Consider the following 25,177-nt stretch of genomic DNA (forward strand, 5'->3'; position numbering starts at 1 on the left):
GATGCCGCGCGATGAAACGGGCCGCGCCCCGGGCGGTTGCCGTCCTGGACCTTCCGGAACCGCCGAGCGCCCATGACCGCGAACCTGACTCCCGTCGCCCTCGCCGGTGCCTTCGTGGTCGGTTGCGTGGCGATCCGGGCCCTTCAGCGCTGGGCGGACCTCGTCCTGTTCGGACTCGCCTGGATCTTCGCCGCCGTCGTCCTCCTGCTCCTCGCCGAGATCGCGGTGAACCACCGGCCCCCGTCCGCGGCCCCGGCGGCCGGCGGATCGACCCCGAGCGGCCCAGCCGCGATGCCGGTCCGCCCCGCGGAGCGAGCCGCCCTGGAATTCGGCGACTGAGCGGCGCCGCGCGACCGCTTCCCGGCTGCGGGTGCGGACGGGCGAGGCCCGGGGTTTCCGGCGAGACCTGCGTCGTGTCGCGGAGCCGTGTGGTGCCGGATCGTCGGGACTGCCGAAGGCAAGTGGTGAGCGCGCTGGGACTCGAACCCAGGACCTACAGATTAAAAGTCCGTTGCTCTACCAACTGAGCTACGCGCTCGCGTGCGACGGGGCCTCACGGCTCTGAGGGCCGGCCTGCGTCGTACGGCGTGGCTCGCAATAGGGGGTCGGCGGTATGGGGTCAACCGGCTTCCCGGTCGTCCCCGGGGGACGGCGCCTCAGGGCGCGGCACGCGCGGCCTCGGCCCGGACCCAGGCCGCGCGGGTCTCGTCGCAGAAATCGGCGAGGCGGCCCTGCGCGATGGCGGCGCGCAGGGCCGCCATGAGGTCCTGGTAGTAGGACAGGTTGTTCCGGGTCAGCAGCATCATGCCCAGGATCTCGTCGCTGCGCACGAGATGGTGCAGGTAGGCCCGGGAATAGTCGCGGGCCGCCGGGCAGGCGGAGGCCTCGTCGAGGGGGCGCGTGTCCTCGGCGTGGCGGGCATTGCGCAGGTTGATCCGGCCGTGCCGGGTGTAGGCGAGGCCGTGGCGGCCGGCGCGGGTCGGCATCACGCAGTCGAACATGTCGATGCCGCGGGCCACCGAGCGCATCAGGTCGTCCGGCGTGCCGACGCCCATGAGGTAGCGCGGCTTGTCCGCCGGCAGGTGCGGCTCCACCGTCTCGATCATCGCCAGCATCACCTCCTGGGGCTCGCCCACTGCCAGGCCGCCGATGGCGTAGCCCTTGAGGTCGAGATCGACGAGGGCGCGGGCGCTCTCCACCCGCAGGGCCGGCACGTCGCCGCCCTGGACGATGCCGAACATCGCCTTGCCGGGCTGGGTGCCGAAGGCCACCCGGCAGCGCTCGGCCCAGCGCAGGGACAGGTGCATCGCCTTCTCGATGGTGGCGTGGTCGGCCGGCAGGCGGACGCACTCGTCGAGCTGCATCTGGATGTCGGAGGCGAGCAGCCCCTGGATCTCGATGGAGCGCTCCGGGCTCATGTGATGGGTCGAGCCGTCCACGTGGGAGCGGAAGGTGACGCCCTGCTCGTCGAGCTTGCGCAACGCGGAGAGCGACATGACCTGGAACCCGCCGGAATCCGTGAGGATCGGGTGCGGCCAGTTCATGAAGTGGTGCAGGCCGCCGAGGCGGGCCATGCGCTCGGGGCCGGGCCGCAGCATCAGGTGGTAGGTGTTGCCCAGGACCACGTCGGCCCCGAGTTCGCGGACCTGCCCCGGATACATCGCCTTGACGGTGGCCGCGGTGCCCACCGGCATGAAGGCCGGCGTCCGGATGGTGCCGCGGGGCATCGTGATCGCCCCGGTGCGCGCCGCCCCGTCGGTGGCGTCGACGCGAAAGCCGAATTCGGCGGGCGGCGGAGCGGGCTCGGACATGACGGTGTGCTCGGACATGGGCGCCGTCTTAGGGCCTGCGGCCGTTTCGAGGCAAACCCGGAGGTGGCGTGGGCCTCAACCCCGCGCCGGGAACAGCAGGCTGGAATCGCCGTAGGAGTAGAAGCGGTAGCCCGCCGCGACGGCGTGCGCGTAGGCCGTCCGCATGGTCTCCAGGCCCGAGAAGGCCGAGACCAGCATGAACAGGGTCGAGCGCGGCAGGTGGAAGTTGGTCATCAGGGCGTCGACCGCGCGGATGCGGGTGCCCGGGGTGATGAAGATCTCGGTCTGCCCGGCGAAGGGGCGGAGCCGCCCATCGGCATCGGCCGCGCTCTCCAAGAGACGCAGGGCCGTGGTGCCGACGGCGACGACGCGCCCGCCCCGCGCCCGCACGGCATTGAGGGCCTCGGCGGTCTCCGCGTCGAGGCGGCCGATCTCGGCATGCATGCGGTGGTCCGCGGTGTCGTCGGCCTTCACCGGCAGGAAGGTGCCGGCGCCCACGTGCAGGGTCACGGTGTGGCGGGCGATGCCGGCGGCATCGAGCTCGGCCAGCATCGCCTCGGAGAAGTGCAGGCCGGCGGTGGGCGCCGCCACCGCGCCGGGCTCGCGGGCATAGACGGTCTGATAATCGGTGGCGTCCTGCGCGTCGGTGGGTCGCTTGCCGGCGATGTAGGGCGGCAGCGGCAGGTCTCCGATGGCGGCGATGGCCTCGTCGAGCGCCGGCCCGGTCAGATCGAAGCGCAGGGTGATCTCGCCCCCCTCCCCCTTCGCCGCGATGGTGGCGTCGAGGCCGCCGAGCGCGCAGGGTTCGCTGGTGCCGTGACGGCCGAAGCGCACCCGGTCGCCGGGCGCGAGGCGCTTGCCCGGCCGGGCGAAGGCGCGCCAGGTATCGGCCGCCTCCCGCAGGTGCAGCATCGCCTCCATGCGCAGGCCCGGCGCGCCCGCGCGGTGGCGCAGGCCGGCGAGGCGGGCCGGGATCACCCGGGTGTCGTTGAAAACCAGGGCGTCGCCCCGGCGCAGGAGCTGCGCGAGGTCGCGCACCCGCCGGTCCTCCAGGCCCTTTCCGGGCCGGACCACGAGGAGGCGCCCGGCATCGCGGGGCACCGGGGGCCGCAGGGCGATGCTGGCCTCAGGCAGTTCGAAATCGAAGAGATCGACGCGCATGCCGCGCCAACTGCATGGTTTGCCCGCGCGGATCAATGGTTCGGAACCCGCGGGCCAGCGGGCGGTTCGGACTTCCGGCCGGGCGATCGTGCGTAACCACTAGCCGCGGCGACCTCAGGTTGCGATAGTCCGACCGGTACAGCGAGCGTTCGAGGCAGGAGAGCGAGGCATGAGCGACGGGATCACCCGGCCGGTGCGGCCGGGCCGCGTCACCCTGGACGGACAGCTGGTGTCGTACTGGGAGCGCGAGGCGCAGCGCCTCGAGGCCCTGGCCGGCGCTGCGCGCTGGAACTGGAGCGCACGGAGCCTCCGGCGCAAGGCCGAGCGCGCCCGGGCGGAGGGCGCGCGCTTCGCCGCCCGCGAGGCGGGGCGCCGATCCCCGGCGGCGGATGCCTCCGATCCGGCGGATGGGCCGGAGACGGCATAGCCCCGGCTCAATCGTTCAGCGACGGGTTCAACCTTTGCCGTGGCCTTGGCGTGGGCACGGGCGCTATGGCCCCGCCACCGGGCGGCACCGCCCCGTCCGGGTCGAGACCGGACGTCGTGATGGACCGCACTCAGAAAGCCGCCCTCCTGAGCGCCGGCCTCGGCACCCTGGTGATGGGGCTCAAGTTCGCCGCCTACTGGGTCACCGGCAGCCTCGCGCTGTACTCCGACGCCCTGGAGAGCATCATCAACGTGGTGGCGGCGGTGTTCGCCCTCGTCGCCCTGCGGGTCGCCGCCCGCCCGGCCGATGCCGACCACCCCTACGGTCACCACAAGGCCGAGTACTTCTCCGCCGTGATCGAGGGCGCGCTCATCATCGTGGCGGCGATCCTGATCCTGCGCGAATCCTTCCACGGCCTCCTCGATCCCAGGGCCCTCGACGCGCCCGTGACCGGCCTCCTCGTCAACCTCGTGGCCACGGCGGTCAACGGCGCCTGGGCCGTAATCCTGCTGCGCCGGGGCCGGGCCTGGCGCTCCCCCGCCCTGGTGGCCGATGCGCGCCACGTGATGGCCGATGTCGTCACCTCCGGCGGCGTCCTCGTCGGCGTCGCCCTGGTGGCGGTCACCGGCTACGCGATCCTCGATCCGCTCATCGCCGGGCTGGTCGCCCTCAACATCCTGTGGTCCGGCTGGGGCATGGTCCGCGATTCGGTGAGCGGCCTGATGGACAAGGCGGCGCCGAGCGAGATGGTGGCGCAGATCCGCGACCTCATCTCGACCCACAGCACCGGCGCCCTGGAGGCCCACGACGTCCGCACCCGCCATGCGGGGCAGGCCACCTTCATCGATTTCCACCTCGTGGTGCCGGGCACGATGACGGTGCAGGATTCGCACGCGATCTGCGATCGGCTCGAACAGGCGATCGAAACCGCGATCGAAGGTTCGGTGGTGGTCATCCATGTCGAGCCGGGCGAGCATGCCAAGGGTCGGGGCGTCCCGGTGATCTAGCGGACGAAGCGTCGGTTCCATCGTGGCCGATCCGACGGGCGTCCGTCCGCCGGGCCGTCTCGCCTGCAGAGGCCGTCCGCGCAAAAATGTCGTCCTGCTACTAGACGACCGGTCTAATGTGAGCTAGATCAGCGTCATGGCACAGGCGAGCGGCAACATCGATGTCCGGCAGGGCATCCTCGATACGGCCCACCGCATCGTGGGTGCGAAGGGGTTTTCGGGCGTCGGTCTCAACGAGATCCTGGCCGCCGCACGGGTCCCGAAGGGGTCGTTCTACCACTATTTCGGCTCCAAGGAGGCCTTCGGCGAAGCGTTGCTGGCGGATTACTTCGCGGATTATCTCGCCGATATCGACGCCACCCTGGCGGAGCCAGGCCTCAGCCATGCCGAGCGCCTGATGACCTACTGGCGCAAGTGGCAGGCGACCCAGGGCAGTATCGATCATCAGCGCAAGTGCCTGGCCGTGAAGCTGGCCGCCGAGGTCTCGGACCTGTCCGAGCCGATGCGCCTGGCCCTCAAGGCCGGGACGGCGGGAATTCTCGAGCGGGTGACCCGAGCCATTGAGGCTGGGGTGGCGGACGGGTCTCTGCGGGTCGAGGGCCGCGCCCGGGACGTCGCCGAGACGCTCTATCACCTCTGGCTCGGCGCGAGCCTCATGGCGAAGATCGAGCGCTCCGACGCGCCGTTCGAGGCCGCGTTGGCCACGACCCGGCGGATCCTCGATCCGCATCCGGCCTGATCGCTTGGGCCGGGACGTATACGGGGATTTCGGCCCGCCGGCTTCTAAGACGACCGGTCTACTCAATTGCTACCAATCAAGAGAATCTAATGCGTATCCAACCCACCCACGCCGTCGCGCCCTACCTTCTGCTCGCCGAACTCGGAGCCGCCCTGTTCGGGGGGGCTGCCGCCTCGGCCGAGGAGCGCATCACCCTGGAGGTGATCGGCGCCGTCCGCATGGCCGGGCCGGACACGAGCCGCCGGTCCGCCGCCTCGTCGCAGCGATCCGAAGCCCGGCCGATGCGCGAGACGATCGCGGAGCGCACCGATGCCCCCGTGTGGTCCGTCCGGCACTGACGCGCGGACGAACCGACACGCGACCGATCGGGCAGGTCCTGCGGCCGCCGATCGACACGACCCTTCACGACACCCGAACGTTTCACGGACGGAGAAGACTCATGAAGATCCTGATGGTCCTGACCTCGCACGACACCCTCGGAGACACCGGCCGGAAGACCGGTTTCTGGCTCGAGGAACTCGCCGCGCCCTATTACGTGTTCAAGGATGCGGGCGCCGAACTCGTGCTGGCCTCGCCCAAGGGCGGCCGGCCGCCCCTCGACCCCAAGAGCAATGAACCCGGCTTCCAGACGGACCTGACCCGCCGCTTCGAGGCCGACGGCCAAGCCAACGCCGTCCTGTCGGACACGGTCCGGCTCGATGGCGTGACCCATGATGGCTTCGATGCCGTGTTCTATCCCGGCGGCCATGGTCCGCTCTGGGACTTGGCCGAGGATCCGACCTCGGTGCGGCTGATCGAGAGCACGCTCCAGGCCGGCAAGCCCGTGACCCTCGTCTGCCACGCCCCCGGCGTGCTGCGCCACGCGAAGACGCCCGACGGCGCGCCGCTCGTCGCGGGCAAGGCCGTCACCGGCTTCACCAACACCGAGGAAGAGGCGGTCGGCCTGACCGCGGTCGTTCCCTTCCTGGTCGAGGACGAGCTCAAGCGGAACGGCGGCACCTTCTCCAAGGCGGGCGACTGGGCGCCGTACGTGGTCGCGGACGGCCTGCTGATCACCGGGCAGAATCCGGCGTCCTCCGGCCCTGCGGCCGAGCGCCTGCTCGCGATGCTCGTCAGCGCCTGACGCACCCGGGAAAAGGGCCAGCGGCGACGAGGTCGGAGCGGCGCGGCCGGGCGGGTCAGTCGACCGACACCGTCGCGCCGAAGATCTCCTCGAAGGCGGAGCGCAGTTGCATGTCGACCTCGGCCATCGAGACGAGGTGGCCGAGGTCGACGAGGCTCGTGACGCCATGGCCGGCGATGCCGCAGGGCACGATGCCGGAGAAGTGCGTCAGGTCGGGCTCCACGTTGAGGCTGATGCCGTGGAAGCTGACCCAGCGCCGGACGCGGATGCCGATGGCGGCGATCTTGTCCTCGACGCCGGCGCCCCGCTCCGGCCGCCGGACCCAGACCCCGACCCGGTCCTCCCGCCGCTCGCCGCGGACGTTGAAGGCTTCCAGGGTCGCGATGATCCAGGCTTCCAGAGCGGCCACGTAGGCGCGCAGGTCCCGGCGCCGCCGGTCGAGGTCGAGCATCACGTAGGCCACGCGCTGTCCCGGCCCGTGATAGGTGTACTGCCCGCCGCGCCCCGTCGGATGCACGGGAAAGCGCTCCGGCTCGACGAGGTCGGCCGCCCGCGCCGAGGTTCCGGCCGTGTAGAGCGGCGGATGCTCCAGGAGCCAGACGAGTTCCGGCGCCCGGCCCGCCGCGATGGCCTCGGCCCGCGCCTCCATGGCGGCCACGGCCTCCGCGTAGGGAACGGGCGCGTCGCTGATCCGCCACGCGACCGGCGCCGAGCCGGCCCCGGCGCGAAAGTCCCCCGACGGGAGCGCCAGCCGGGCCGCGGTTATGGTTTCGTTTACCAAGACTTCACCATCGCGCGTGGAAGGTGGACGGAAGGGCGGGCGCCGCGTCGCGCGTTGCCCCGGAACGAGGGGCAGGTCGCGTGGCGGTTTTCGAAGACCTGAAGGTCGATCTTAAGGTGGTGCTCGGACGCAGTCACATGCCGCTGCACATGCTGCTCCGCATGGGCCGCGGTGCCGTGATCGAACTCGAATCCACCGAGTCCGATATGGTCGAGATTCTCGCCAACGACCACCCGATCGCCCGCGGCCAGATCGTGGTGACCGGCAACCGCATCTCCGTGGAGATCACGGAGCTGATCCGTAAGGCCGAGGTGGTGCGCCTCGCGGGCGTGACCATCGGCGAGGGCGCGGTGCCGGTCCTCGAAGGCGGCGTCGATTTCCTCTGATCCCGCCCTCGCGACGCTTGTCGGACGGAAATCCGTCTGTTATTGGCTGCGCCGCGCCCCGAGAGATCGGCCGCCGCAGCCGAGTGAGACAGCATCTCCGGGCCCGGTGACCGACGCGAACGGTGTGTTGACGATGCGGCCATGGCGGAATTGGTAGACGCGCTAGCTTGAGGTGCTAGTCCTGCAAGGGGTGGAGGTTCGAGTCCTCTTGGCCGCACCAACTCAACGGAGTTGGTGTTTCCCTCTGAACTGACGAGGCCGCTACCAGGCCTCCCGAACGTCCCCGACATTTCGATCGAGACCGCTCCGCGTCGGAGCGCGCGTCGCCCTGCGGCGTTCGCTCAGGCCGAGACCGGCACGCGAAGCTTTGCGTAGGTGGCGCGGTAGCTGCGCGGACCGATCAGCGGCAGCAGCAGGTTTCGCGCCCAGTCCGGCATCGTCGCCGTGCGCGACAGGCGATCGGTCATGGCCTGGATATGGCCGACCCGGGGCCGGCGCAGGGCCTCGTAGGCCGGGCCGATGCCGTCCCGGTCCCCTCCCCCCGCCAGCAGGCCGGCCAGCACCAGCGCATCTTCGAGGGCCAAGGCCGCGCCCTGGGCCCAGACCGGCGCGGTGGCATGGGCGGCGTCGCCCATCAGGAGGACGCGACCCTCGGTCCAGTGAGCGACCCGAACTTCCTCGAGCGGAGAGTGGTGGATCGCGTCGGGACGCAACAGGATCCGGTCCAGGGTGTCCTGGACGGGCTGGGGAAACCGATCGAACACCCGGCGCACCGCCGCGAGATCGCGGCCGGCGGCGCCTGCCCCACCGACCGAGGCCCAGCCGTACACCTCGTCGCGGTCCACGGGAATGAGCAGGAAGAGACCGCCGGCGCCGGCCCAGAGCGTCCAGGCGTCGAGCCCCGGATTCCGTGCCATGAAGCGCCAGCTCGCCTGACCCAGGAGCGCTGGGCTGGGTGCCGCCTCCCCGAACACGGATCGCCTGACCGCCGAGTGCACGCCGTCGGCGCCGACGAGCCAGCCGCCCCGCTCGACCGCCCCATCGGCGAGCTCCACGCTCACGTCCCCGGCACTCTGGCGGATGGCGGCGACCGCACGCCCCCGCCGCACGGCGTCCGCGGGCAGTCCGTCCGCCAGGAGGCGCAGGAGATCGCCGCGGCGCACGCAGCGCGGATGCGCTCGCGCGCCCCAGAACGCTCCCTCGTCGACGGCGAACAGCAGACGGCCGCGTTCCGTGCGGTACTCCCGGCGCCGGATGGGCGATCCGACCTGCCCGAGCGCGTCGGCCAGACCGAGCTGCGCCAGGGCCTGCACCGCATTGCCCGGCAGGTTGATGGCGAGGCCGGCTTCTGCGACGTCCGCCCGCCGCTCCAGGACCAGCCCAGGCATCCCGCGGCGGTGTAGCGCCCGCGCCATCGCCAGCCCGGCGATGAGAACCCGGTTCGTCGCGTCATCCGCCATGATGTCTCCCGAGAAATGTCGGCCGCCGTCCTGGATCACATCGACGGTGCCGGTGCCGGGACCGCGTCACGGTCGGCTCGGTCACAATGTTGCTGAGGGCGGGGAACCGGATGCGGTGGCGGACCTTCCTAGAGCGCGGCCGTCTTCGGCCCGGCGCTTGCTACGACCCGAGGCGTGCGGCGCCGGGTGCGGGGCGCTCCGCGCGCGCGTCTCGGCTTCATGGTGAACGAAAGTGGGTTCCATCCCGGGCATTTCTACGTAGGACTTACGCGGAAGCTCGTCGAGCGGTGAGGGAAGCGGGATGCGGTTGATCGACGACGTGGATGCGACGGGCGCCCGGCGAATCCGGCGAAACGCCTACATCTGGTACCGCTTCACCATCCTGGCGGTGCGCGAGATCCTGACCCGGCGCGACACGGTGCACGAGCGCCCCCGACCTCAGCCGCGCCGCCTGTCCTGGTCGAGCGGTCCCAAGGCCCGAGAGTCCTGAGGATCCCGAGGCCTGAGCGGCCGGGAGGCTTCGAACCTCGCCGGCCGTCCGACGCCGCGCATCGGGCGCCGCCGTCGCCCCGGCATCGAGCGGCGCCTCAGCCTTCGAGCCGCTCGTCGCCGAGAAACTCGATGCCGAAGCCGGACAGGCCGACATAGGCCCGCGAGGACGTCGCGAGGTTGCGGATCGACGAGATCCCGAGGTCGCGCAGAATCTGCGCCCCGAGGCCGACCTCGCGCCACTGCGCGACGCGCTGGGCTTCCGAGCCCTCCTCGGCGATGGGATTGAGCGGCACCCCGGCCGTGCCGTCGCGCAGGTAGACCAGGACGCCGCGGCCTTCCTGCGCGAACCGCCGCATCACCGCCTCGATCTGGCGCCCCCCCTCGATCACGTCGGCCACCACGTTGGAGCGGTGCAGGCGCACCAGCACGTTCGTGCCGTCGCCGATGCGGCCGTGGACGAAGGCGAATTGCTGCACGGTCTCGAAGGGCGTGGTGTAGGCGTAGCCCGTCATCTCGCCGAACTCGGTCTTGACCGGGAAGCTGGAGACCCGCTCGACCAGGGTCTCGCGCGCCTGCCGGTAGGCGATGAGGTCCGCCACCGAGACGCGCTTCAGGTCGTGCTTCTCGGAGAAGGCCGTGATCTGCGGCCCCTTCATCACGGTGCCGTCGTCGTTGGCGAGCTCGCAGATCACGCCCACCGGCGGCAGGCCCGCGAGCTTGCACAGGTCGACCGCCGCCTCGGTGTGGCCGGAGCGCATGAGCACGCCGCCGTCCTTGGCGATGAGCGGGAAGACGTGCCCGGGGCGGACGAAGTCGTCCTCGCCCATGTTGCCGTTGGCCAGAGCCCGGACCGTGTTGCAGCGCTGCTCGGCCGAGATCCCGGTGGTGAGCCCGTGCTTGACGTCCACCGTCACCGTGAAGGCGGTGCCCAAAGGCGCGTCGTTCGAGGCCACCATCGGGTCGAGGCGCAGGCGCCGGGCCTCGGCCCGGGTCAGGGGCGCGCAGACGATGCCGCAGGTGTTGCGGATGATGAAGGCCATCTTCTCCGGCGTGCAGAGAGAGGCCGCGACGACGAGGTCGCCCTCGTTCTCGCGGTCGTCGTCATCGGTGACGACGACGATCTCGCCGCGGGCATAGGCCTCGATGGCTTGCGTGACGTGGGTGTGGGGCACGGGCTGTCTCTTGGCGTTTCGCGGATCGGACGATGGCGGGCGCGGGCGGGGTCAGGCCCGCGCGCCGACCTGTCCCCGATGGCGCAGATAGTGATCGGCGAGGACGCACGCCATCATGGCCTCGGCCACCGGCACGGCGCGGATGCCGACGCAGGGGTCGTGGCGGCCCTTGGTGACGAGGTCGACGTCGCGGTTGTCCCGGGTCACGCTCATGCGTGGCGTGAGGATCGAGGAGGTCGGCTTCACGGCGAAGCGGCAGACCACCGGCTGGCCGGTGGAGATGCCGCCGAGAACGCCGCCCGCATGATTGGCGAGGAAGGTGGGGGCGCCGGCATTGCCCGAGCGCATCTCGTCGGCGTTCTCCTCGCCCCGGAGGGCGGCGGAGGCGAAGCCGTCGCCGATCTCGACGCCCTTCACGGCGTTGATCGACATCATCGCGGCGGCGAGGTCCGCATCGAGCTTGCCGTAGATCGGCGCGCCGAGGCCGGGAGGCACTCCTTCGGCCACGACCTCGATCACCGCGCCCACCGAGGAGCCGTCCTTGCGGATGCCGTCGAGGTAGTCCTCGTAGAAGCGCGCCGTCTCGGGGTCCGGGCAGAAGAACGGGTTGGCGTTCACCGCCTCCCAATCCCAGCGGGAGCGGTCGATGGCGTGCGGACCCATCTGGACCAGGGCGGCGCGGATGACCAGACCGGCCGGCAGGACCTTGCGTGCGACGGCGCCGGCCGCCACCCGCGCGGCGGTCTCGCGGGCCGAGGAGCGACCGCCGCCGCGGTAGTCCCGGATGCCGTACTTGGCGTCGTAGGCGTAGTCGGCGTGTCCCGGCCGGTAGCTGTCGCGGATCTCGGAATAATCCTTCGAGCGCTGGTCGGTGTTCTCGATCTCCAGGGCGATCGGGGTGCCGGTGGTCAGCTGGACGCCGCCGGTGCGGTCGTCGGCGAAGACGCCCGAGAGGATGCGGACCTGGTCGGGCTCGCGCCGCTGGGTGGTGAAGCGCGACTGGCCCGGCTTGCGCCGGTCGAGCTCCGCCTGGATGTCCTCGGCCGAGAGGGGCAGGCCGGGCGGGCAGCCGTCGACGACGCAGCCGAGGGCGACCCCGTGGCTCTCGCCGAAGGTGGTGACGCGAAACAGGTGTCCGAACGTATTGTGCGACATGGCGCCCCCGCTCTAGCGCGGGTTTGGTCCGAGGGCCAGCGGGCGGCCATGCACCGGTCCGGGAGCGACCGTGCGCCAGGACACGCGCCGCGCCTCAGGCGTCGGGCCGCGCCAGCACGCCGCCCGTCGTCGGCTCGCGCACGCCGGTGGTCGACGGGAAGGTGATCGGCAGGCCCTTGAGCGAGCGCACCGCGAGATGCGCGAAGGCCTGGGCCTCCAGGTAGGCCGAGGACCAGCCGATGGCATCCGCCGTCGTGATCTCGGCGCGCAGGTGGTAGTTCAGCAGCCGCACGAGCTCGCCGTTGCGAGCGCCGCCGCCGGCCACGATCCAGCGCGCCGGGATCTCCGGGGCGTGGTCGAGGGCACGGGCCACCGCCCGGGCGGTGAAGGCGGTCAGCGTCGCCGCGCCGTCCTCGGTGGAGAGCTGGCCGGCGAGCTTGTGGGAGAACCAGTTCCGGTCCAGCGATTTCGGCGGGCGCCGGGCGAAGAACGGGTGGATCAGCAGCCAGGCGAGCAGCGGCTCGTCGGGGCGCCCGCGGGCGGCGGTGCGGCCGCCGTCGTCGAGGGGGCGTCCGGTGCGCTCGCGCATCCAGTCGTCGATCAGCGCGTTGCCGGGTCCCGTGTCGAAGGCGATGACGTCGCCGTTCGAGGACAGGATGGTGGCGTTGGCGACGCCGCCGATGTTGAGGATGCCGAGCGCGCCCTCGAAGCCGGAGGCGCGGGCCAGCGCCTGGTGGAACACCGGCACCAGGGGCGCCCCCTGCCCGCCCGCCACCACGTCGGCGTGGCGCAGGTCCGACACCACCGCGATCCCGAGGCGCCGGCTCAGGGCCGCGCCGTCGCCGATCTGCACGCTCATGCGCTGGTCCGGCCGGTGCACCACGGTCTGGCCGTGGAAGCCGATCACGTCGATATCGGACGGCGCGAGGCCGTTGGCGGCGAGAAAGCTCTCCACCGCCTCGGCATGGGCGGCGGTGACGAAGGCCTCGGCCTCGGCGAGGCAGCCCGGCCGGTCCTCGCGGGCGGTGACCCCTTCCGAATCCACCAGCGCCTGGCGCAGCAGGGCCCGGTCCTCCTCGGTGTAGCCGCGGTAGCCCGTCGGCCCCAGGGGTTCAAGGTAGCCGTTGTGGCTCTGGACCACGCGCACCGTCTCGCCGTCGGTCTCGATCAGGGCGACGTCGACGCCGTCGAGGGAGGTGCCGCTCATCAATCCGATCGCGCGCATCATCGTCATGGTGCCCTCCCCGGGCCTCGATGCCCGTGCCTTCCGTCCGCAGCCCTGCTAAGAGCCGGCCAAACATCCCGTGCGGTGCTATCACGCGGCCTTCGGCCCTGTCCCGCGCCGCGATCCAGCAGACCGGAACCTCGCATGTCCCCCGACGCCACCCAGGTTGCCCCCGCCAAGCCCGTCGACGCCTTCGTGCCACGATCCGACTTCCTGAAGGTGCTGACCGAGCGCGGCTACATCCACCAGGGCTCGGACCTCGCCGGCATCGACGCGGCCGCGCGGGAGGGCCGGCTGACGGCCTATGTCGGGTACGATTGCACGGCTGCCTCCCTGCATGTCGGCCACCTCCTGTCGATCATGATGCTGCACTGGCTGCAGGCCACCGGCGGCACGCCGATCACCCTGATGGGCGGCGGCACCACCCGCGTGGGCGACCCGTCGGGCCGCGACGAGAGCCGCAAGATCCTCACCCTCGAGCAGATCGAGGAGAACAAGGCCGGCATCCAGAAGACGTTCGCGCGCTTCCTCACGTTCGAGGGCGGCGGCAACGCCGCGACCATGGTCGACAACGCCGAGTGGCTGACGAAGCTGAACTACATCGAGATGCTGCGCGACATCGGGCGCCACTTCTCGGTCAACCGCATGATGTCGATGGACAGCGTGCGCATGCGCCTGGAGCGCGACCAGGAGCTTTCGTTCCTGGAATTCAACTACATGATCCTCCAGTCCTACGACTTCGTGGAGCTGAACCGGCGCTATGCTTGCGTGCTGCAGATGGGCGGCTCGGACCAGTGGGGCAACATCGTCAACGGCATCGATCTCGGCCGCCGCATGGGCACGCCGCAGCTCTACGGCCTGACCTGCCCGCTCCTCACCACCGCCTCGGGCGCCAAGATGGGCAAGACCGCCGCCGGTGCGGTCTGGCTCGATGCCGGCATGCTGAGCCCGTACGATTACTGGCAGTTCTGGCGCAACACCGAGGACGCCGATGTCGGCCGCTTCCTCAAGCTGTTCACCCTGCTGCCGATGGACGAGATCGCGCGTCTCGAAAGCCTGCCGGGCGCCGGCATCAACGAGGCCAAGAAGGTGCTGGCGACCGAAGCCACCGCCCTGATGCATGGCCGCGAGGTGGCGGATGCCGCCGCCGAGACCGCCCGGAAGACCTTCGTCGAGGGAACGGTGGCCCAGGACCTGCCGAGCATCAACGTCTCGCCCGACCTGCTGGAGGCCGGCCTCGGCGTGCTCTCGGCCTTCGGACCGGACTTCGCCAAGCTGCTGCCCTCCACCAGCGAGGGACGCCGCCAGATCAAGAGCGGCGGCCTGCGCGTCAACGACGTGCCGGTGACGGACGAGCGCGCGGTGCTGCGGACCGGGGACCTCACCGCGGATGGCGTGATCAAGCTCTCGTTCGGCCGCAAGAAGCACGTGCTCGTCCGGGTCGGCTGAGCCGGGCGCGAGGCGCCGGCGGCCTCAAGCCGCGCGCCGCTGCCGGCCGACGAAATCGACGAAGGCCCGGAGCGGCGCCGGAAGGTAGCGCCGCCCGGGATAGTACAGGAACGGCCCGGAGAAGCGGGGCCACCAGGGTTCGAGCACGGCCTCCAGCGCGCCGCTGTCGAGATGCGGCCGGAGCCAGTCCTCGAACAGGGTGAGGATGCCGATTCCGGCGACGGCCGCCTCGACCGCGAGGTCGGTGGCGGCGCCAACGCGCACGATCAGGGGCCCCGACGGGTCGACCCGGACGGTCTCGCCGTCGCGCTCGAATTCCCAGGCCGTCATCGCGCCGCTGGCGAAGCGGCCACCGATGCAGGCGTGGTCGAGAAGATCACGCGGATGCTCCGGGCGTCCCCGCCGGTCGAGATAGGCGGGCGCGGCGACCGTGGCGAAGCGCTGCTCGCGCGGGCCGATCGGCACCGCGACCATGTCCTGCTCCAGCCGCTCGTCGTAGCGGATGCCGGCATCGCAGCCCGCCGCCAGCACGTCGACGAAGCTGTCATCGGCGACCACCTCCAGGCGGATATCCGGATAGGCCGCCAGGAAGGGCGGCACGATCCGGGGCAGGACGAGCCGGGCCGCGCTCACCGGCACGTTGAGCCTGAGGGTTCCGGCCGGACGATCGCGGAACCCGTTGACGACGTCGACGGCCGCCGCGACCTCGCCGAGGGCCGGCTTCAGGCGCTCCAGCAGGCGCAGCCCGGCCTCCGTCGGGACGGTGCTGCGCGTCGTGCGGTTGAGGAGCCGGACGCCGAGGCGGCTCTCCAGCCGGCGCACCGCCTCGCTCAGTCCGGAGGCGCTCGAACCGCTGGCACGGGCACCGTCGCGAAAACCGCCGGCCTCCGCCACGGCGACGAAGGCCACGAGGTCGCTGAGATCCGTCATCGCTGTTCGCCCGTTCGCACGACCCGTGCGGACTGTACCGGATTATCGCGGCCCGTCGCTGGGCCTAGCTGTGCGTGACCCATTCCGGAGAACCCCGATGAAGAACCTCGACCAAGCCGGCACATACAAGCTGGGCGACCGCACGGTGAACCGGCTCGGCTACGGCGCCATGCAACTCGCCGGGCCGCACGTCTTCGGACCGCCCGAGGATCGCGCCCGGGCGGTCGCAATCCTGCGCGCGGCGGTCGCCGGCGGCGTCAACCACATCGACACCAGCGACTTCTACGGCCCGCACGTCACGAACCAGATCATCCGCGAGGCGCTGCACCCCTATCCGGACGACCTCGTCATCGTCACCAAGATCGGCGCGCGCCGCGGCCCGGACGCCTCCTGGAACCCGGCCTTCTCGGCCGCGGCGCTGACGGAGGCGGTCCACGACAACCTGCGGAACCTCGGTGTGGAGGCCCTCGAAATCGTCAACCTGCGCATCATGCTCGACGTGCACGGCCCCGCCGAGGGCTCCATCGCGGAGCCCCTGAAGGTCCTGGCCGACCTCCGGCGCCAAGGGCTCGTCCGCCAGATCGGACTCAGCAACGTGACCCCGCGGCAGGTCGCCGAGGGACGCGCGATCGTGCCGATCGCCTGCGTGCAGAACGCCTACAACCTCGCCCACCGGGCCGACGACGCCCTGGTCGACGACCTCGCCGCGGCCGGCATCGCCTACGTGCCGTTCTTTCCGCTCGGCGGTTTCAGCCCGCTGCAATCGACGACGCTGTCGGAGGTGGCCGCGCGCCTCGGCGCGACGCCGATGCAGGTCGCGCTCGCCTGGCTCCTCGCCCGGTCGCCCAACATCCTTCTGATCCCCGGCACGTCCTCGCCCGAGCACCTGCGCGAGAACTTGGCCGCCGCCGGCCTGACGCTGCCCGAGGACGCCCGCGCCGACCTCGACGGGATCGCGGGCGCGGGCTGAGACGCGTTCAGGCGCACCGGATCCGCGGGCCGTCGGAACTGGCCGGCTCCCCGCCGAACGTCTCACCCGCGACGCGGTTGCGCCCGGCGTGCTTGGCCCGGTAGAGCGCGGCATCGGCCGCCTGGAGCAGGGCGTCCAGCGTCCGTGCACGGATCGGCCCGGCGGCAAAGCCGATGCTCACCGTCATGGCCGGTCGCTCCGGCGTGGAGGGATCGGTCTCGACCGTCCGCCGCATCGTTTCGCCGAGACGGGTGCCGTCCGCCTCGTTGCCGCCCGGGATCAGGCAGACGAACTCCTCGCCTCCGAAACGGGCGAGCACCGGACCGCGCCCGTCGCCGGTGGGCTCGCCGGCCGTCGCCCGCCGCAACAGGGTGGCGAAGCGGACCAGGGCCGCATCGCCGGCGGCATGGCCCTCCAGGTCGTTGATCCGCTTGAAATGGTCAATGTCGAGCATCAGCACGGCCATCTCACGATGCGGTGCGGTCAGGCGTCCCGCCAGATCGAAGAACGCGCGCCGGTTGAGGAGGCCGGTCAGTCCGTCGAGAGTCGCCACCCGGCGCTGGCGCTCCGCCTCGTTGCCGAGTTCCAGGGTGACCACCGCGAGGATCAGGACGGTGTAGATGACCAGGTAGAGCATCAGCCAGAGCGCGGCCCGGGTCTGCGCCTGGTTCAACGGGACGACGATGTCGCGCTGCAGGGCCGAGTCGACGGCGAGAGTCAGGGAGGCGCCCGAGAGCAGCCAGAGCAGGGCGGCGGCCAGCACCCGATTCATCGCCGGCCGCGCCTGCTCGGGCCGCAGCATCTCCACCGACATGGCGAGGCAGTAGGTCGTGAAGCCGAGGGTGGCGACGACGTTGCGCAGTTGCTCCGCCGCGAAGAGGGGCGGCACGAGGCAGGCCGCCGACCAGACCGCCGACGCGGCCCAGACCACGCTCAGCCGATGCGACCGGTGATGCACTAGGCGGATCGCCGCCCACAGGAAGGCGAAGGTCTGGATGAAGCAGACCTGGGCGAGCCAGATCGCCACCCAGTCGGGCGCCGCCTGGCGCAGCATGTAGAGCAGGCACCCGATCGTCGCGCTGGTGGCCGAGGCGGCGACCCAGAGATGGATCCGGACGGAGCGGCAGCTGAGCCAGAGCGCCCAGGCATAGAGGGCGATGCCGACGTCGAGCGCCATCGCGGCGAGGAGCAGGGTGGCGATGTCGAGGGTCAACGCGGCATTCCGTCGTTCGTCTGACGGACGATTAACCCGGTCCGGTTCCAAACCCGCTAACCGGGTCGGACGGGGCCGAACGCCCTCAGCGCTCGATCTCGTTCATCGGCGTGCCGGCCGCGAGCCCGTCATTGCCGCCGCCCGCGCTGAACAGCTTGCGCAGGATGCCGGGCGCGAGGGCCGAGAGCGGGTTCACGCTGACGTCGGGTTTGGCGAGGCGGCCCGAGACGCGGAAGTTCAGGGCGAACAGCCCCTCGTTGCGGCCGCCGCCGAGGAGCTGGCCGAGGATCGGCAGCTGCGAGACGACGTTGTTCAGGCCGTAGAGGGGCACGAAAGTCCCGTTGATGTCGGTGCGTTCCTTGGCGGTGTCGAGGAAGCCCGTCATCGTGAAGCCCATGGCGGGGTTCGAGATCGCGGCGTCGCTGATGTCGATGCGGCTGCCGGTGCGGGTGAAGATCGCCCGCAGGCGATCGAATTCCACGTCGTTGCCGGCATTCTGGACCACGTATTTCCGGCCGCGCGCGTCCGTGACCTCGCTGGTGGCCGGCCCCTGGGCCATGATGCTCGACAGGGCGGGCTCGTTGCGCAGGACGAAGTTGCGGATCTGGACCGAGCCCGGCTGCGGTCCGTCGTTCAGGGCGCTCGTCATGATCAGCTTGCCCCCGTACATGCGCTTGTAGATGTCCGCGAAGCGCAGGGTCGAGCCGGCATCGAGGGTCTCGATGGCGATGCCCGAGACGCCCCGATCGCTGTGGGTGATCTGCGCGGAGAACGGCGCGCTGGTGAACTTGCCCTGGATGCGTCCGCTGCGGATGTCGCGCCCGCGCAGGGCGACCTTGACGGTCGCGTTGGTGAGGGATTCGCCGTTGAAGCCCGTGAGGATGCCGACACTGAGATCGGCGTCGATGTCCTTCGGGGCGGCATCGCGGCCGCCCTTGGCGTCGGAGCCGGCGAGGTTGCGCAGGAAGGGGCGCGCATCGGCCACGGCGCCCTTCACGCCGATTCGGTAGCCGTTGCCGTTGCGCTCGGCCTGCAGGCGCATGTCGTCGCCGGGCGAGAGCTTGAAGCTCGACAGGTCGGCCCGCTCGAAACCGCCCTCGCCGTTCAGCGTGGCGCTGCCCCGCGCCAGCAGGGGCGCGGCTTCGACGGCGAGGTCGCGCAGCTCCAGGCCGCCGCCGGCGGTCTCCTGCATCGTGAAGCTGGCCCGGCCGGGCTTGCCGACCGCCTTGGTGAAGCCCGGCAGCAATCCGTCGCTGCCGGCCCGGGCGAGGTCGGCCTCGATCCGGATCGGCGGCTTGCCGGCTGTGGGCCGCCCGATCGGCACGTTGATCCGCACCGGGATCGTGCCGGACAGGAGCGGCGCCACCGGCAGGCCCTTGCGGGCGCGCAACGCTTCGTCGAGGGCGAGGGCGACGTTGACCTCGCCGGGCGCGCCGGCCTTCGGCTGGCGCAGGTCGACGGTGAGCGCCGACCCCAGCACCCGTCCGTCGCCCTTCAGCGCGAAGGCACCCCGGTCGTAGGAGACCGAGAAGCGGCCGGCATCCAGGCGCTCCTTGCCGAAGGCCTTGTCGACGGCGATGTCGGCCAGCGTCCCCGTCATCGTGACCGGAAGCTCCGGCAGGTCGGGGATGTGCTTGAGGTTGAGCGGGAAATCGATCCGCAGGTCGGCGCTGCCCTTGACGGTGGCCGGGTCGACGTCGACCCCGGTCAGGCTCTTGAACATCTTCGTCTGCAGCAGGGAGACCAGCGCGTCCGCGCCGCCGCCGAGGCGCAGGCCGATCTGCGCCACCATCGTGTCGGGCGTGATCCTGGGGATGACGAAGGAGCCGTCGGAGATCGACAGGGTGCGACTGTCCTGCATGCGCAGGTCGGCGGTGACGTTGCGGATCGTCGTCGTCAGGCCCGTGATGGTGCCGGTGACACGCCCGCGCGTCAGCGGCGGGGCGTCGGCGGAGACCATCAGGCTCGCGTCGGAGACCGCGAAGTCGATATGGACGGCGTTGTCGGGCATCGGCTCGCCGCGGGTGGCGGCGGCGAGTTCGGAGCCGCTCATGTCCACGGTGATGTCCACGGCGTTCACCCGGCCGCCGCGCAGATTGTCGACGAGGTAGTTGCGCGCGGGCGGAACCACGTGTTCCGGCCAGAGGCGAAGGGCCATGCGCGCGTCGGTGTCGGCGGCCACGATGTGCAGGGTCAGACCGTCGTCGTCGGCGGCCGTCCCGATGGTTCCGGTGATCCGGCCGCTCGCCACCCCGGCCCGGACCGAGAAGTCGTCGATGACGACCCCCCCGGCCTTGCCGGTGAGGTGGCTCGAGATCGTGTCCAGGGTCACCGGCTTGTCGCCGGCATTGGCCCCGCGCAGGACCGCATCCTTGCCCGACAGCTCGAGGGTCCAGGCGGATTCCGCGCCCTGCGGCGCGGCGGTCCAGACGCCGGAGAGATGCACCGCGTTGCCGGCCCCGCGATAGTCGAGGGCCTCGAGCTTCATCGCCCGGCCGGCCTCGTCCCAGCTCACCGCGGCCGCGAGGCTGTCGATGGTGACCGGGTTGAAGTCCTTCGCCTCGATGAGAACGCTGCCGCCGCCGGTGCGGATCTCGGCCGTCATCGTCTCGATGCGCCCGGCATCGATGGCCACGTCGGCCTTGGCCGAGAGCTTGAGGTCGGTCTCCACCGGCAGCTTCGACTGGCCGGACAGGAGGAGGAGGTCGTTGATCGGCAGGTCGTCGAGGGTGATGATGCCGGTGCGCTTGGTGCCGCCGGCCTCGTGCAGGTCGCCGCCGAAGCGCCATTCCCCGTGCGGTCCGTCGATGCGCAGCTCGAAGACCCGGGCGTCGCGCACGGCATCCCGTCGGAACAGGCCGTTGACGTGCTCGAAGACGGCGCGTTGGCGGGCATCGTCGTCGATCAGCGTCAGGCGCCCGTTCGTGATCCGCGCCCGGTCGAGGGCGCCGATGACGCCGGCGGAATCCAGCACCACGCCGAAGATCGAGGCGACGCCGGCGGAGATCGGCGAGACGTGCCCGGCGGCGGCATCGACGCTCGGCAGGGTGTGGGGCACCACCGTCCCCGCCTGGCTGCTGTCGGAGGCCGCGAAGGCGATGCTGCCGTTGCGATGGACCAGGGCGGTCATCTGCAGGTCGCGGAACTCGATGGCGCGGGGCTGAACCGCGAGGCGCAGCAGGCTCCAGGTGTCGAGGCTGACCACCGCCAGGGGCGCCCGGACCACGAGGGCGCCCTCCGGGTTGCGGATGTCGAGACCGGCCACCCGCAGGGCGAGGGAATTCTCGGGGTCGATCTCCAGGGCGCTGTCGCTGAGGTTGACGCGCCAGCCGGGACCGATGCTGCCGGCGATGGCCGAGGCCACCCGCTCCGACATGCCGTCGATCCGCAGCGGCCCCATGGCGAGGCGCCCGATCAGCCCGCCGACGGCGATCACCAGGCCGATCACCAGGGCGGCCACGATCCAGAGCAGCGGCCGCCGCCGGGCGGCGGGCCGCGCGGGTCGCAAACCTTTGGCCGTTTCCTGGTCCATCAATCCTTGTGCCGCTGGATCGGAACGTCCCCTCGGGCTATCGAGCGGCTGTCCTACGGGTTTCAGCTTTCGCGGGTCTTTCGCCTTGATCGGTCCCGGTGGGCCGGGGCGTCACGCCCCGTCGCGATGCAACTCCAGAGGCACACCATCAATCGGCCGAAAGGAAGGCATGATGCCCCTCGCTACCGGAGATCAGGCGCCCGATTTCACCCTGGCGGGCGCCGGCGACGAGACGATCAGCCTCGGAGCACTGAAGGGCCGCAAGGCGGTCCTGTACTTCTACCCCAAGGACGACACGAGCGGTTGTACCCTGGAGGCGCAGGGCTTCAACGCCCTCGGCCCCGACTTCGCCGCGGCTGACACCATCGTGATCGGGGTGTCGCCGGACTCGGTCAAGAGCCACGACAAGTTCCGCGCCAAATACGCCCTCACCTTCCCGCTCGCCTCCGACGAGAGCAAGGCGATGCTCGAGGCCTACGGCGTCTGGGTCGAGAAGAGCATGTACGGCCGCAAGTACATGGGCGTCGAGCGGACCACGATGCTCCTCGACCGGACCGGCCGCATCGCGCGGATCTGGCCGAAGGTGAAGGTGCCCGGTCACGCCGAGGAGGTCCTGGCCGCCGCCCGCGACTTGGCATGAAGAGCGACTCGGCATGACGGCGCGATCCGGCAGGGCGACATGACCCGCATGGTGAATCGTCGGACCGGCGCCTTGGCGGTTCGTTAACCCTGATCCGGGCAGAGTGACGCGGTGGATCAGGTCACGCGTCCCATGCCATCGTCCTCTCGGAAAACCTCCTCGAAGACGACCCACGTCGTCTCCGCCGCGCCCGGCGCGACGCTTCGGTCACGCCTCCTCGCCGGAGCGCTGGCCCTCGCGGTCGCCTGGGCCGGCGGAGCGACGTACTACCTCGTCTTCCATGACGAGGTGCTCGCCCGCTTCGTCTCGCAGCAGAGCGCGATCCAGTACGGCTACGAGGAACGGATCGGTGCGCTCCGCCTCCAGCTCGACCGGGTGACGATGGAGCAGGCGGCGGCGCGCGACGGGATCGCCCAGCGCATGGCCGAGCTCGCCCGACGGCAGGCCGCCATGGAGGCGCGCCAGGCCGTGCTGGCGAACCTGGCCGGCGAGACCGGCGCCGCGGCGCTCCCGCCCCCGGCGGTCGAGATCCCCGAGCCGGCGCCGCGACCGCTTCCGGGCGGCAAGCCCTTCCCGACCCCCGACGGCCTGCGGCTGCGGACCGACGCGGAAACCATGCCCGGCCGGCAATCCGCGCGCGCGGCCGAGAGCCGGATCGCGGCCCTGGAGCAGCGCCTCGACGGCCTCGCCGAGGCCCAGTCGCGCGTGCTCGCCAATCTCGGCCTGCGCGCCGGCAAGGGCGCCCAGCGCCTGCGCCAACTCGTGGTCCGCCTCGGCCTCGACCCGGCCCGCTTCGAGCATGAGCGCCCGGCCGGCATCGGCGGCCCCCTGGTGCCCCTGAGCGACGCGTTCGGCGCCTCGCTGGCGGACGTGCAGCGCTCCATCGCCGAGGAGGCGCATCTGCGCCGGATCACCGCCGGCCTGCCGGTGCGCCGTCCCCTCTCCGGCGAGCTCAGCCTGTCGAGCAATTTCGGCGCGCGCCTCGATCCCTTCACCCGCGGTTACGCCATGCATACCGGCATGGACATGCGGGCGGAGACCGGCGAGCCGGCCCGCGCCACGGCGGCCGGACGGGTCACGGTGGCGGATTACAACGGCGGCTACGGCAACATGGTCGAGGTCGACCACGGCCACGGCCTGGTCACCCGCTACGCCCACCTCTCGGCCTTCGACGTGACGCCCGGCCAATGGGTCGAGCCCGGCACGATCGTCGGCCGCGTCGGCTCCACCGGGCGCTCCACCGGCAGCCACCTGCATTACGAGACCCGCATCGACGGCGAGCCCGTCGACCCGGTTCGCTTCCTCAGGGCCGCCGAGGCGCTCTGAGCGGCGATCGGGCGGGCCGCGGCAGGCCCATCCGATCCCTATCGCCTGCAGCGCCCGACGCGCGCCGAGGCCCGGGGAACCCGCACGGGAACCGCGTGCGACATTCCCCAGGATTCGGGCGCGGGTCCCTATTCGATGTCCTCGACCACGTCGGCGCCGCCATAGACGCGCTGGGCCAGGGACGATTCCATGAACGGGTCGAGGGAGCCGTCGAGCACCGCGTCCGGATCGGTGGACTGGGTGCCTGTGCGCAGGTCCTTCACGAGCTGATAGGGCTGCAGCACGTAGCTTCGGATCTGATGGCCCCAGCCGATATCGGTCTTGGCGGCGGCCTCGGCGCTGGCCTTCTCCTCCCGCTTCTTCAGCTCGGCCTCGTACATGCGGGCGCGCAGCATGTTCCAGGCGGTGGCCCGGTTCTTGTGCTGCGAGCGCTCCTGCTGGCAGGCCACCACGATGCCCGTCGGGATGTGGGTGATGCGCACCGCCGAATCGGTGGTGTTCACGTGCTGGCCGCCGGCGCCCGACGACCGGTAGGTGTCGATCCGGCAATCGGATTCCTTGATCTCGATCTCGATCCGGTCGTCGATCACCGGATAGACCCAGACGCTGGCGAAGCTGGTGTGGCGACGCGCGCTCGAATCGTAGGGCGAGATGCGGACCAGCCGGTGCACGCCGGACTCGGTCTTGAGCCAGCCATAGGCGTTGTGGCCCTTGATCAGGAGCGTGGCGCCCTTGATCCCGGCCTCGTCGCCGTCCGACCACTCGACGATCTCGACCTTGTACTTCCGGCGCTCGGCCCAGCGGGCATACATGCGCTGGAGCATGTTGGCCCAGTCCTGGCTCTCGGTGCCGCCGGCGCCCGAATGGACCTCGAGATAGGTGTCGAAGCCGTCGGCCTCGCCGGAGAGCAGCGTCTCGATCTGGCGGCGCGCGGCCTCCTTCTCGACGGCGCGCACGCCGGCCTCGCCCTCCAGGATGGTGGCCTCGTCGCCCTCCATCTCGCCGAGTTCGATCAGCGTGTGGGCATCCTCGAGGTCCTGGCTCAGCTTCTTGATCGCGGTGACGGCGTCATCGAGCTGGGTGCGCTCGCGCATGACCTTCTGGGCCGCCTCGGCGTCGTTCCAGAGTTCGGGGTTCTCGGAAGCCGCGTTCAGCTCCGCGAGGCGTTTCTCGACGGTATCCCAGTCAAAGATGCCTCCTCAGCAGTCCGATCGACTGCTTGGCGGCATCCGAGAGTTGTTCGATCTCGGCGCGCATCTGGTGTTTCGGGCTCGTGGTTCGGGGGTGTGGGACGGGGTGATACCGGGCCGGCCGGATGGTGTAAACGGCGCGCACCCGCGCGCCGCCCCAGGATCGTCGAACGATGCAAGCCCAGAACACCCGGCGGCTCCGGCTTCTCGCGCTGACCGTCCTGGTCATCGCGGCCGGCCTCTTCCTGCGCCTCGTGCCCCTCGGCCTGCCGGCCGCGGTGACGAAGTGGGGCGGCTCGGTGCTCTGGGGCGCGATGGTCTACGGGCTCGTCGGCCTCGTGCTGCCGTGGCCGCGCGGACGTATTCTGGCCCTGGCGGCCGCCATCGCCGTCGCGGTCGAGCTCTTCCGGCTGGTTCACACGCCCGAGCTCGACGCCTTCCGGCTGACGCTGGCCGGCAAGCTGCTGGTCGGGCGGGTGTTCTCGCCCTGGAACCTCGTCGCCTACGCGGCCGGGATCCTGGCCGCGCGCCTGGCCGACCGGCGCTAGCGCAGGGCCGGGCGAACGTAGTCGGGCGGGCCGATGCGGGCCGGGGCCAGGACGTATTCGCGCGGGCGATGGCGCTGGTTCAGCGGGCCTTCGCTGAGGCCGTCGGCGAAGTAATCCGTGCCGGTCAGGCCGAAGCCGCCGCCGTTCATCACGCTCGGCACCGGCACGGCGTTCGGCACGTCCGGGATCGGCCGACCGCTGCTGGGGCTGGTGGGCAGGACGATCGGACCCTGGGATCCGAGAAAGAGGGTCTGCGCGGGGGCGGGAACGCTGAACCCGAGACCGATCAGGCCAGCGGCAATAAGGGCTCGCATCTTCAGCACCACGAGATCACTCCTGCGGGCAGCCTGAGACCGGGAAGCGAGGCGCCCGCGCGCATCATGCTCCATTCCCGCGACGCTGTCCGTGTCCGTTCGGTCGCGCCGCCACGACTTTCAGCA

25 protein-coding genes and 2 tRNA genes are annotated in these 25,177 nt (G+C 71.2%); 14 read left to right on the top strand and 13 right to left on the bottom strand.

Annotation, left to right across the window (positions count from 1 at the left end):
- Positions 1-72 precede the first annotated feature (72 nt).
- Positions 73-339: a hypothetical protein gene (locus ASF49_RS16255; protein ID WP_056475061.1), complete on the top strand. Its 267-nt coding sequence runs from the start codon at positions 73-75 to the stop codon at positions 337-339.
- A gap of 123 nt (positions 340-462) precedes the next feature.
- Here the strand turns inward: ASF49_RS16255 and ASF49_RS16260 are convergent.
- From ASF49_RS16260 to queA, 3 genes are all read right to left on the bottom strand, one after another.
- A tRNA-Lys gene (locus tag ASF49_RS16260) sits at positions 463-538 on the bottom strand.
- A gap of 118 nt (positions 539-656) precedes the next feature.
- Positions 657-1,811 (bottom strand): tRNA guanosine(34) transglycosylase Tgt, encoded by a 1,155-nt coding sequence (gene tgt / locus ASF49_RS16265; RefSeq protein ID WP_056475566.1) that lies wholly within the window; start codon positions 1,809-1,811, stop codon positions 657-659.
- Positions 1,812-1,886: 75 nt separating this feature from the next.
- A complete protein-coding gene (gene queA / locus ASF49_RS16270) occupies positions 1,887-2,972 on the bottom strand; it encodes a tRNA preQ1(34) S-adenosylmethionine ribosyltransferase-isomerase QueA (protein WP_056475064.1) in 1,086 nt (361 codons plus the stop codon).
- Between the two features lie 169 nt (positions 2,973-3,141).
- Between queA and ASF49_RS16275 the strand changes: the two genes are divergently transcribed.
- From ASF49_RS16275 to ASF49_RS16295, 5 genes are all read left to right on the top strand, one after another.
- Positions 3,142-3,399: a hypothetical protein gene (locus tag ASF49_RS16275; protein ID WP_056475067.1), complete on the top strand. Its 258-nt coding sequence runs from the start codon at positions 3,142-3,144 to the stop codon at positions 3,397-3,399.
- 119 nt (positions 3,400-3,518) lie between these two features.
- Positions 3,519-4,406: a cation diffusion facilitator family transporter gene (locus tag ASF49_RS16280; protein ID WP_056475070.1), complete on the top strand. Its 888-nt coding sequence runs from the start codon at positions 3,519-3,521 to the stop codon at positions 4,404-4,406.
- Positions 4,407-4,542: 136 nt separating this feature from the next.
- Positions 4,543-5,145, top strand: a complete 603-nt coding sequence (locus ASF49_RS16285) for a TetR/AcrR family transcriptional regulator (protein WP_056475073.1) — start codon at positions 4,543-4,545, stop codon at positions 5,143-5,145.
- A gap of 89 nt (positions 5,146-5,234) precedes the next feature.
- Positions 5,235-5,483, top strand: a complete 249-nt coding sequence (locus tag ASF49_RS16290; protein WP_056475078.1) for a hypothetical protein — start codon at positions 5,235-5,237, stop codon at positions 5,481-5,483.
- A 101-nt stretch (positions 5,484-5,584) separates the two neighbouring features.
- Positions 5,585-6,268 (top strand): type 1 glutamine amidotransferase domain-containing protein, encoded by a 684-nt coding sequence (locus tag ASF49_RS16295; RefSeq protein ID WP_056475080.1) that lies wholly within the window; start codon positions 5,585-5,587, stop codon positions 6,266-6,268.
- Between the two features lie 55 nt (positions 6,269-6,323).
- Here the strand turns inward: ASF49_RS16295 and lipB are convergent, their stop codons facing one another.
- Entirely contained in the window at positions 6,324-7,049 is a 726-nt protein-coding gene (gene lipB, locus ASF49_RS16300; protein WP_056475084.1) for a lipoyl(octanoyl) transferase LipB, read from the bottom strand.
- A gap of 80 nt (positions 7,050-7,129) precedes the next feature.
- Here lipB and ASF49_RS16305 point away from each other — a divergent pair, with 80 nt between their 5' ends.
- Both ASF49_RS16305 and ASF49_RS16310 read left to right on the top strand, forming a co-directional pair.
- Entirely contained in the window at positions 7,130-7,435 is a 306-nt protein-coding gene (locus tag ASF49_RS16305) for a FliM/FliN family flagellar motor switch protein (protein WP_056475087.1), read from the top strand.
- 135 nt (positions 7,436-7,570) lie between these two features.
- Positions 7,571-7,655 (top strand) — tRNA-Leu (locus ASF49_RS16310).
- 121 nt (positions 7,656-7,776) lie between these two features.
- Here the strand turns inward: ASF49_RS16310 and ASF49_RS16315 are convergent.
- Entirely contained in the window at positions 7,777-8,895 is a 1,119-nt protein-coding gene (locus tag ASF49_RS16315) for an FAD-dependent monooxygenase (RefSeq protein ID WP_056475089.1), read from the bottom strand.
- A gap of 301 nt (positions 8,896-9,196) precedes the next feature.
- Here ASF49_RS16315 and ASF49_RS16320 point away from each other — a divergent pair, with 301 nt between their 5' ends.
- On the top strand, positions 9,197-9,385 hold the full coding sequence (locus tag ASF49_RS16320) for a hypothetical protein (RefSeq protein ID WP_056475092.1): 189 nt from the start codon (positions 9,197-9,199) through the stop codon (positions 9,383-9,385).
- Positions 9,386-9,482: 97 nt separating this feature from the next.
- Here ASF49_RS16320 and ribB read toward each other — a convergent pair whose 3' ends face one another.
- From ribB to ASF49_RS16335, 3 genes are all read right to left on the bottom strand, one after another.
- The gene (ribB, locus tag ASF49_RS16325; RefSeq protein WP_056475095.1) at positions 9,483-10,559 is read right to left on the bottom strand and encodes a 3,4-dihydroxy-2-butanone-4-phosphate synthase; all 1,077 of its coding nucleotides are present in this window, start codon (positions 10,557-10,559) and stop codon (positions 9,483-9,485) included.
- A gap of 51 nt (positions 10,560-10,610) precedes the next feature.
- On the bottom strand, positions 10,611-11,714 hold the full coding sequence (gene aroC, locus ASF49_RS16330; RefSeq protein ID WP_056475099.1) for a chorismate synthase: 1,104 nt from the start codon (positions 11,712-11,714) through the stop codon (positions 10,611-10,613).
- A 94-nt stretch (positions 11,715-11,808) separates the two neighbouring features.
- The gene (locus tag ASF49_RS16335; RefSeq protein ID WP_200930071.1) at positions 11,809-12,948 is read right to left on the bottom strand and encodes an anhydro-N-acetylmuramic acid kinase; all 1,140 of its coding nucleotides are present in this window, start codon (positions 12,946-12,948) and stop codon (positions 11,809-11,811) included.
- Between the two features lie 135 nt (positions 12,949-13,083).
- Between ASF49_RS16335 and tyrS the strand changes: the two genes are divergently transcribed.
- The gene (tyrS, locus tag ASF49_RS16340) at positions 13,084-14,388 is read left to right on the top strand and encodes a tyrosine--tRNA ligase (RefSeq protein WP_056475102.1); all 1,305 of its coding nucleotides are present in this window, start codon (positions 13,084-13,086) and stop codon (positions 14,386-14,388) included.
- A 24-nt stretch (positions 14,389-14,412) separates the two neighbouring features.
- On the opposite strand, the gene ASF49_RS16345 is transcribed toward tyrS, so the two are convergent.
- Positions 14,413-15,318 carry a LysR family transcriptional regulator gene (locus tag ASF49_RS16345; RefSeq protein ID WP_056475103.1) on the bottom strand — a complete coding sequence of 302 codons (906 nt, stop codon included), beginning with the start codon at positions 15,316-15,318 and terminating at the stop codon, positions 14,413-14,415.
- 97 nt (positions 15,319-15,415) lie between these two features.
- Here ASF49_RS16345 and ASF49_RS16350 point away from each other — a divergent pair, with 97 nt between their 5' ends.
- Positions 15,416-16,288 carry an aldo/keto reductase family oxidoreductase gene (locus ASF49_RS16350; protein ID WP_056475106.1) on the top strand — a complete coding sequence of 291 codons (873 nt, stop codon included), beginning with the start codon at positions 15,416-15,418 and terminating at the stop codon, positions 16,286-16,288.
- A gap of 7 nt (positions 16,289-16,295) precedes the next feature.
- Here the strand turns inward: ASF49_RS16350 and ASF49_RS16355 are convergent, their stop codons facing one another.
- Complete coding sequence (locus ASF49_RS16355) at positions 16,296-17,501, bottom strand: GGDEF domain-containing protein (protein WP_056475109.1); 1,206 nt, start codon at positions 17,499-17,501, stop codon at positions 16,296-16,298.
- 85 nt (positions 17,502-17,586) lie between these two features.
- On the bottom strand, positions 17,587-21,033 hold the full coding sequence (locus ASF49_RS16360) for a YhdP family protein (protein WP_056475115.1): 3,447 nt from the start codon (positions 21,031-21,033) through the stop codon (positions 17,587-17,589).
- A 172-nt stretch (positions 21,034-21,205) separates the two neighbouring features.
- On the opposite strand from ASF49_RS16360, the gene ASF49_RS16365 reads away from it, so the two are divergent.
- Both ASF49_RS16365 and ASF49_RS16370 read left to right on the top strand, forming a co-directional pair.
- Complete coding sequence (locus tag ASF49_RS16365) at positions 21,206-21,673, top strand: peroxiredoxin (RefSeq protein WP_056475572.1); 468 nt, start codon at positions 21,206-21,208, stop codon at positions 21,671-21,673.
- Between the two features lie 132 nt (positions 21,674-21,805).
- Positions 21,806-22,999 (top strand): peptidoglycan DD-metalloendopeptidase family protein, encoded by a 1,194-nt coding sequence (locus ASF49_RS16370; RefSeq protein WP_056475118.1) that lies wholly within the window; start codon positions 21,806-21,808, stop codon positions 22,997-22,999.
- A 128-nt stretch (positions 23,000-23,127) separates the two neighbouring features.
- Here the strand turns inward: ASF49_RS16370 and prfB are convergent.
- Positions 23,128-24,256 (bottom strand): peptide chain release factor 2 gene (prfB, locus tag ASF49_RS16375; protein WP_156653057.1). Its coding sequence is split into 2 segments (ribosomal slippage): positions 23,128-24,186 and positions 24,188-24,256, totalling 1,128 coding nucleotides; the frame shifts between segments, so codons are not numbered across the junction.
- A 106-nt stretch (positions 24,257-24,362) separates the two neighbouring features.
- Here prfB and ASF49_RS16380 point away from each other — a divergent pair.
- On the top strand, positions 24,363-24,737 hold the full coding sequence (locus tag ASF49_RS16380; protein ID WP_056475123.1) for a ribosomal maturation YjgA family protein: 375 nt from the start codon (positions 24,363-24,365) through the stop codon (positions 24,735-24,737).
- Here the strand turns inward: ASF49_RS16380 and ASF49_RS16385 are convergent.
- Entirely contained in the window at positions 24,734-25,051 is a 318-nt protein-coding gene (locus ASF49_RS16385; protein WP_082511376.1) for a hypothetical protein, read from the bottom strand. The two genes, ASF49_RS16380 and ASF49_RS16385, sit on opposite strands and share 4 nt — an antisense overlap.
- Positions 25,052-25,177: the final 126 nt, after the last annotated feature.

The organism is Methylobacterium sp. Leaf104 (assembly GCF_001422885.1).
Lineage (GTDB): Bacteria > Pseudomonadota > Alphaproteobacteria > Rhizobiales > Beijerinckiaceae > Methylobacterium.

Bases quoted from the DNA above. Each gene is read 5' to 3' on its own strand.
- ASF49_RS16255 (WP_056475061.1), top strand. From the start codon at position 73: ATGACCGCGAACCTGACTCCCGTCGCCCTCGCCGGTGCCTTCGTGGTC.
- tgt (WP_056475566.1), bottom strand. From the start codon at position 1,811: ATGTCCGAGCCCGCTCCGCCGCCCGCCGAATTCGGCTTTCGCGTCGAC.
- queA (WP_056475064.1), bottom strand. From the start codon at position 2,972: ATGCGCGTCGATCTCTTCGATTTCGAACTGCCTGAGGCCAGCATCGCC.
- ASF49_RS16275 (WP_056475067.1), top strand. From the start codon at position 3,142: ATGAGCGACGGGATCACCCGGCCGGTGCGGCCGGGCCGCGTCACCCTG.
- ASF49_RS16280 (WP_056475070.1), top strand. From the start codon at position 3,519: ATGGACCGCACTCAGAAAGCCGCCCTCCTGAGCGCCGGCCTCGGCACC.
- ASF49_RS16285 (WP_056475073.1), top strand. From the start codon at position 4,543: ATGGCACAGGCGAGCGGCAACATCGATGTCCGGCAGGGCATCCTCGAT.
- ASF49_RS16290 (WP_056475078.1), top strand. From the start codon at position 5,235: ATGCGTATCCAACCCACCCACGCCGTCGCGCCCTACCTTCTGCTCGCC.
- ASF49_RS16295 (WP_056475080.1), top strand. From the start codon at position 5,585: ATGAAGATCCTGATGGTCCTGACCTCGCACGACACCCTCGGAGACACC.
- ASF49_RS16315 (WP_056475089.1), bottom strand. From the start codon at position 8,895: ATGGCGGATGACGCGACGAACCGGGTTCTCATCGCCGGGCTGGCGATG.
- ASF49_RS16320 (WP_056475092.1), top strand. From the start codon at position 9,197: ATGCGGTTGATCGACGACGTGGATGCGACGGGCGCCCGGCGAATCCGG.
- aroC (WP_056475099.1), bottom strand. From the start codon at position 11,714: ATGTCGCACAATACGTTCGGACACCTGTTTCGCGTCACCACCTTCGGC.
- ASF49_RS16335 (WP_200930071.1), bottom strand. From the start codon at position 12,948: ATGACGATGATGCGCGCGATCGGATTGATGAGCGGCACCTCCCTCGAC.
- tyrS (WP_056475102.1), top strand. From the start codon at position 13,084: ATGTCCCCCGACGCCACCCAGGTTGCCCCCGCCAAGCCCGTCGACGCC.
- ASF49_RS16345 (WP_056475103.1), bottom strand. From the start codon at position 15,318: ATGACGGATCTCAGCGACCTCGTGGCCTTCGTCGCCGTGGCGGAGGCC.
- ASF49_RS16350 (WP_056475106.1), top strand. From the start codon at position 15,416: ATGAAGAACCTCGACCAAGCCGGCACATACAAGCTGGGCGACCGCACG.
- ASF49_RS16360 (WP_056475115.1), bottom strand. From the start codon at position 21,033: ATGGACCAGGAAACGGCCAAAGGTTTGCGACCCGCGCGGCCCGCCGCC.
- ASF49_RS16365 (WP_056475572.1), top strand. From the start codon at position 21,206: ATGCCCCTCGCTACCGGAGATCAGGCGCCCGATTTCACCCTGGCGGGC.
- ASF49_RS16370 (WP_056475118.1), top strand. From the start codon at position 21,806: ATGCCATCGTCCTCTCGGAAAACCTCCTCGAAGACGACCCACGTCGTC.
- ASF49_RS16380 (WP_056475123.1), top strand. From the start codon at position 24,363: ATGCAAGCCCAGAACACCCGGCGGCTCCGGCTTCTCGCGCTGACCGTC.
- ASF49_RS16385 (WP_082511376.1), bottom strand. From the start codon at position 25,051: ATGCGAGCCCTTATTGCCGCTGGCCTGATCGGTCTCGGGTTCAGCGTT.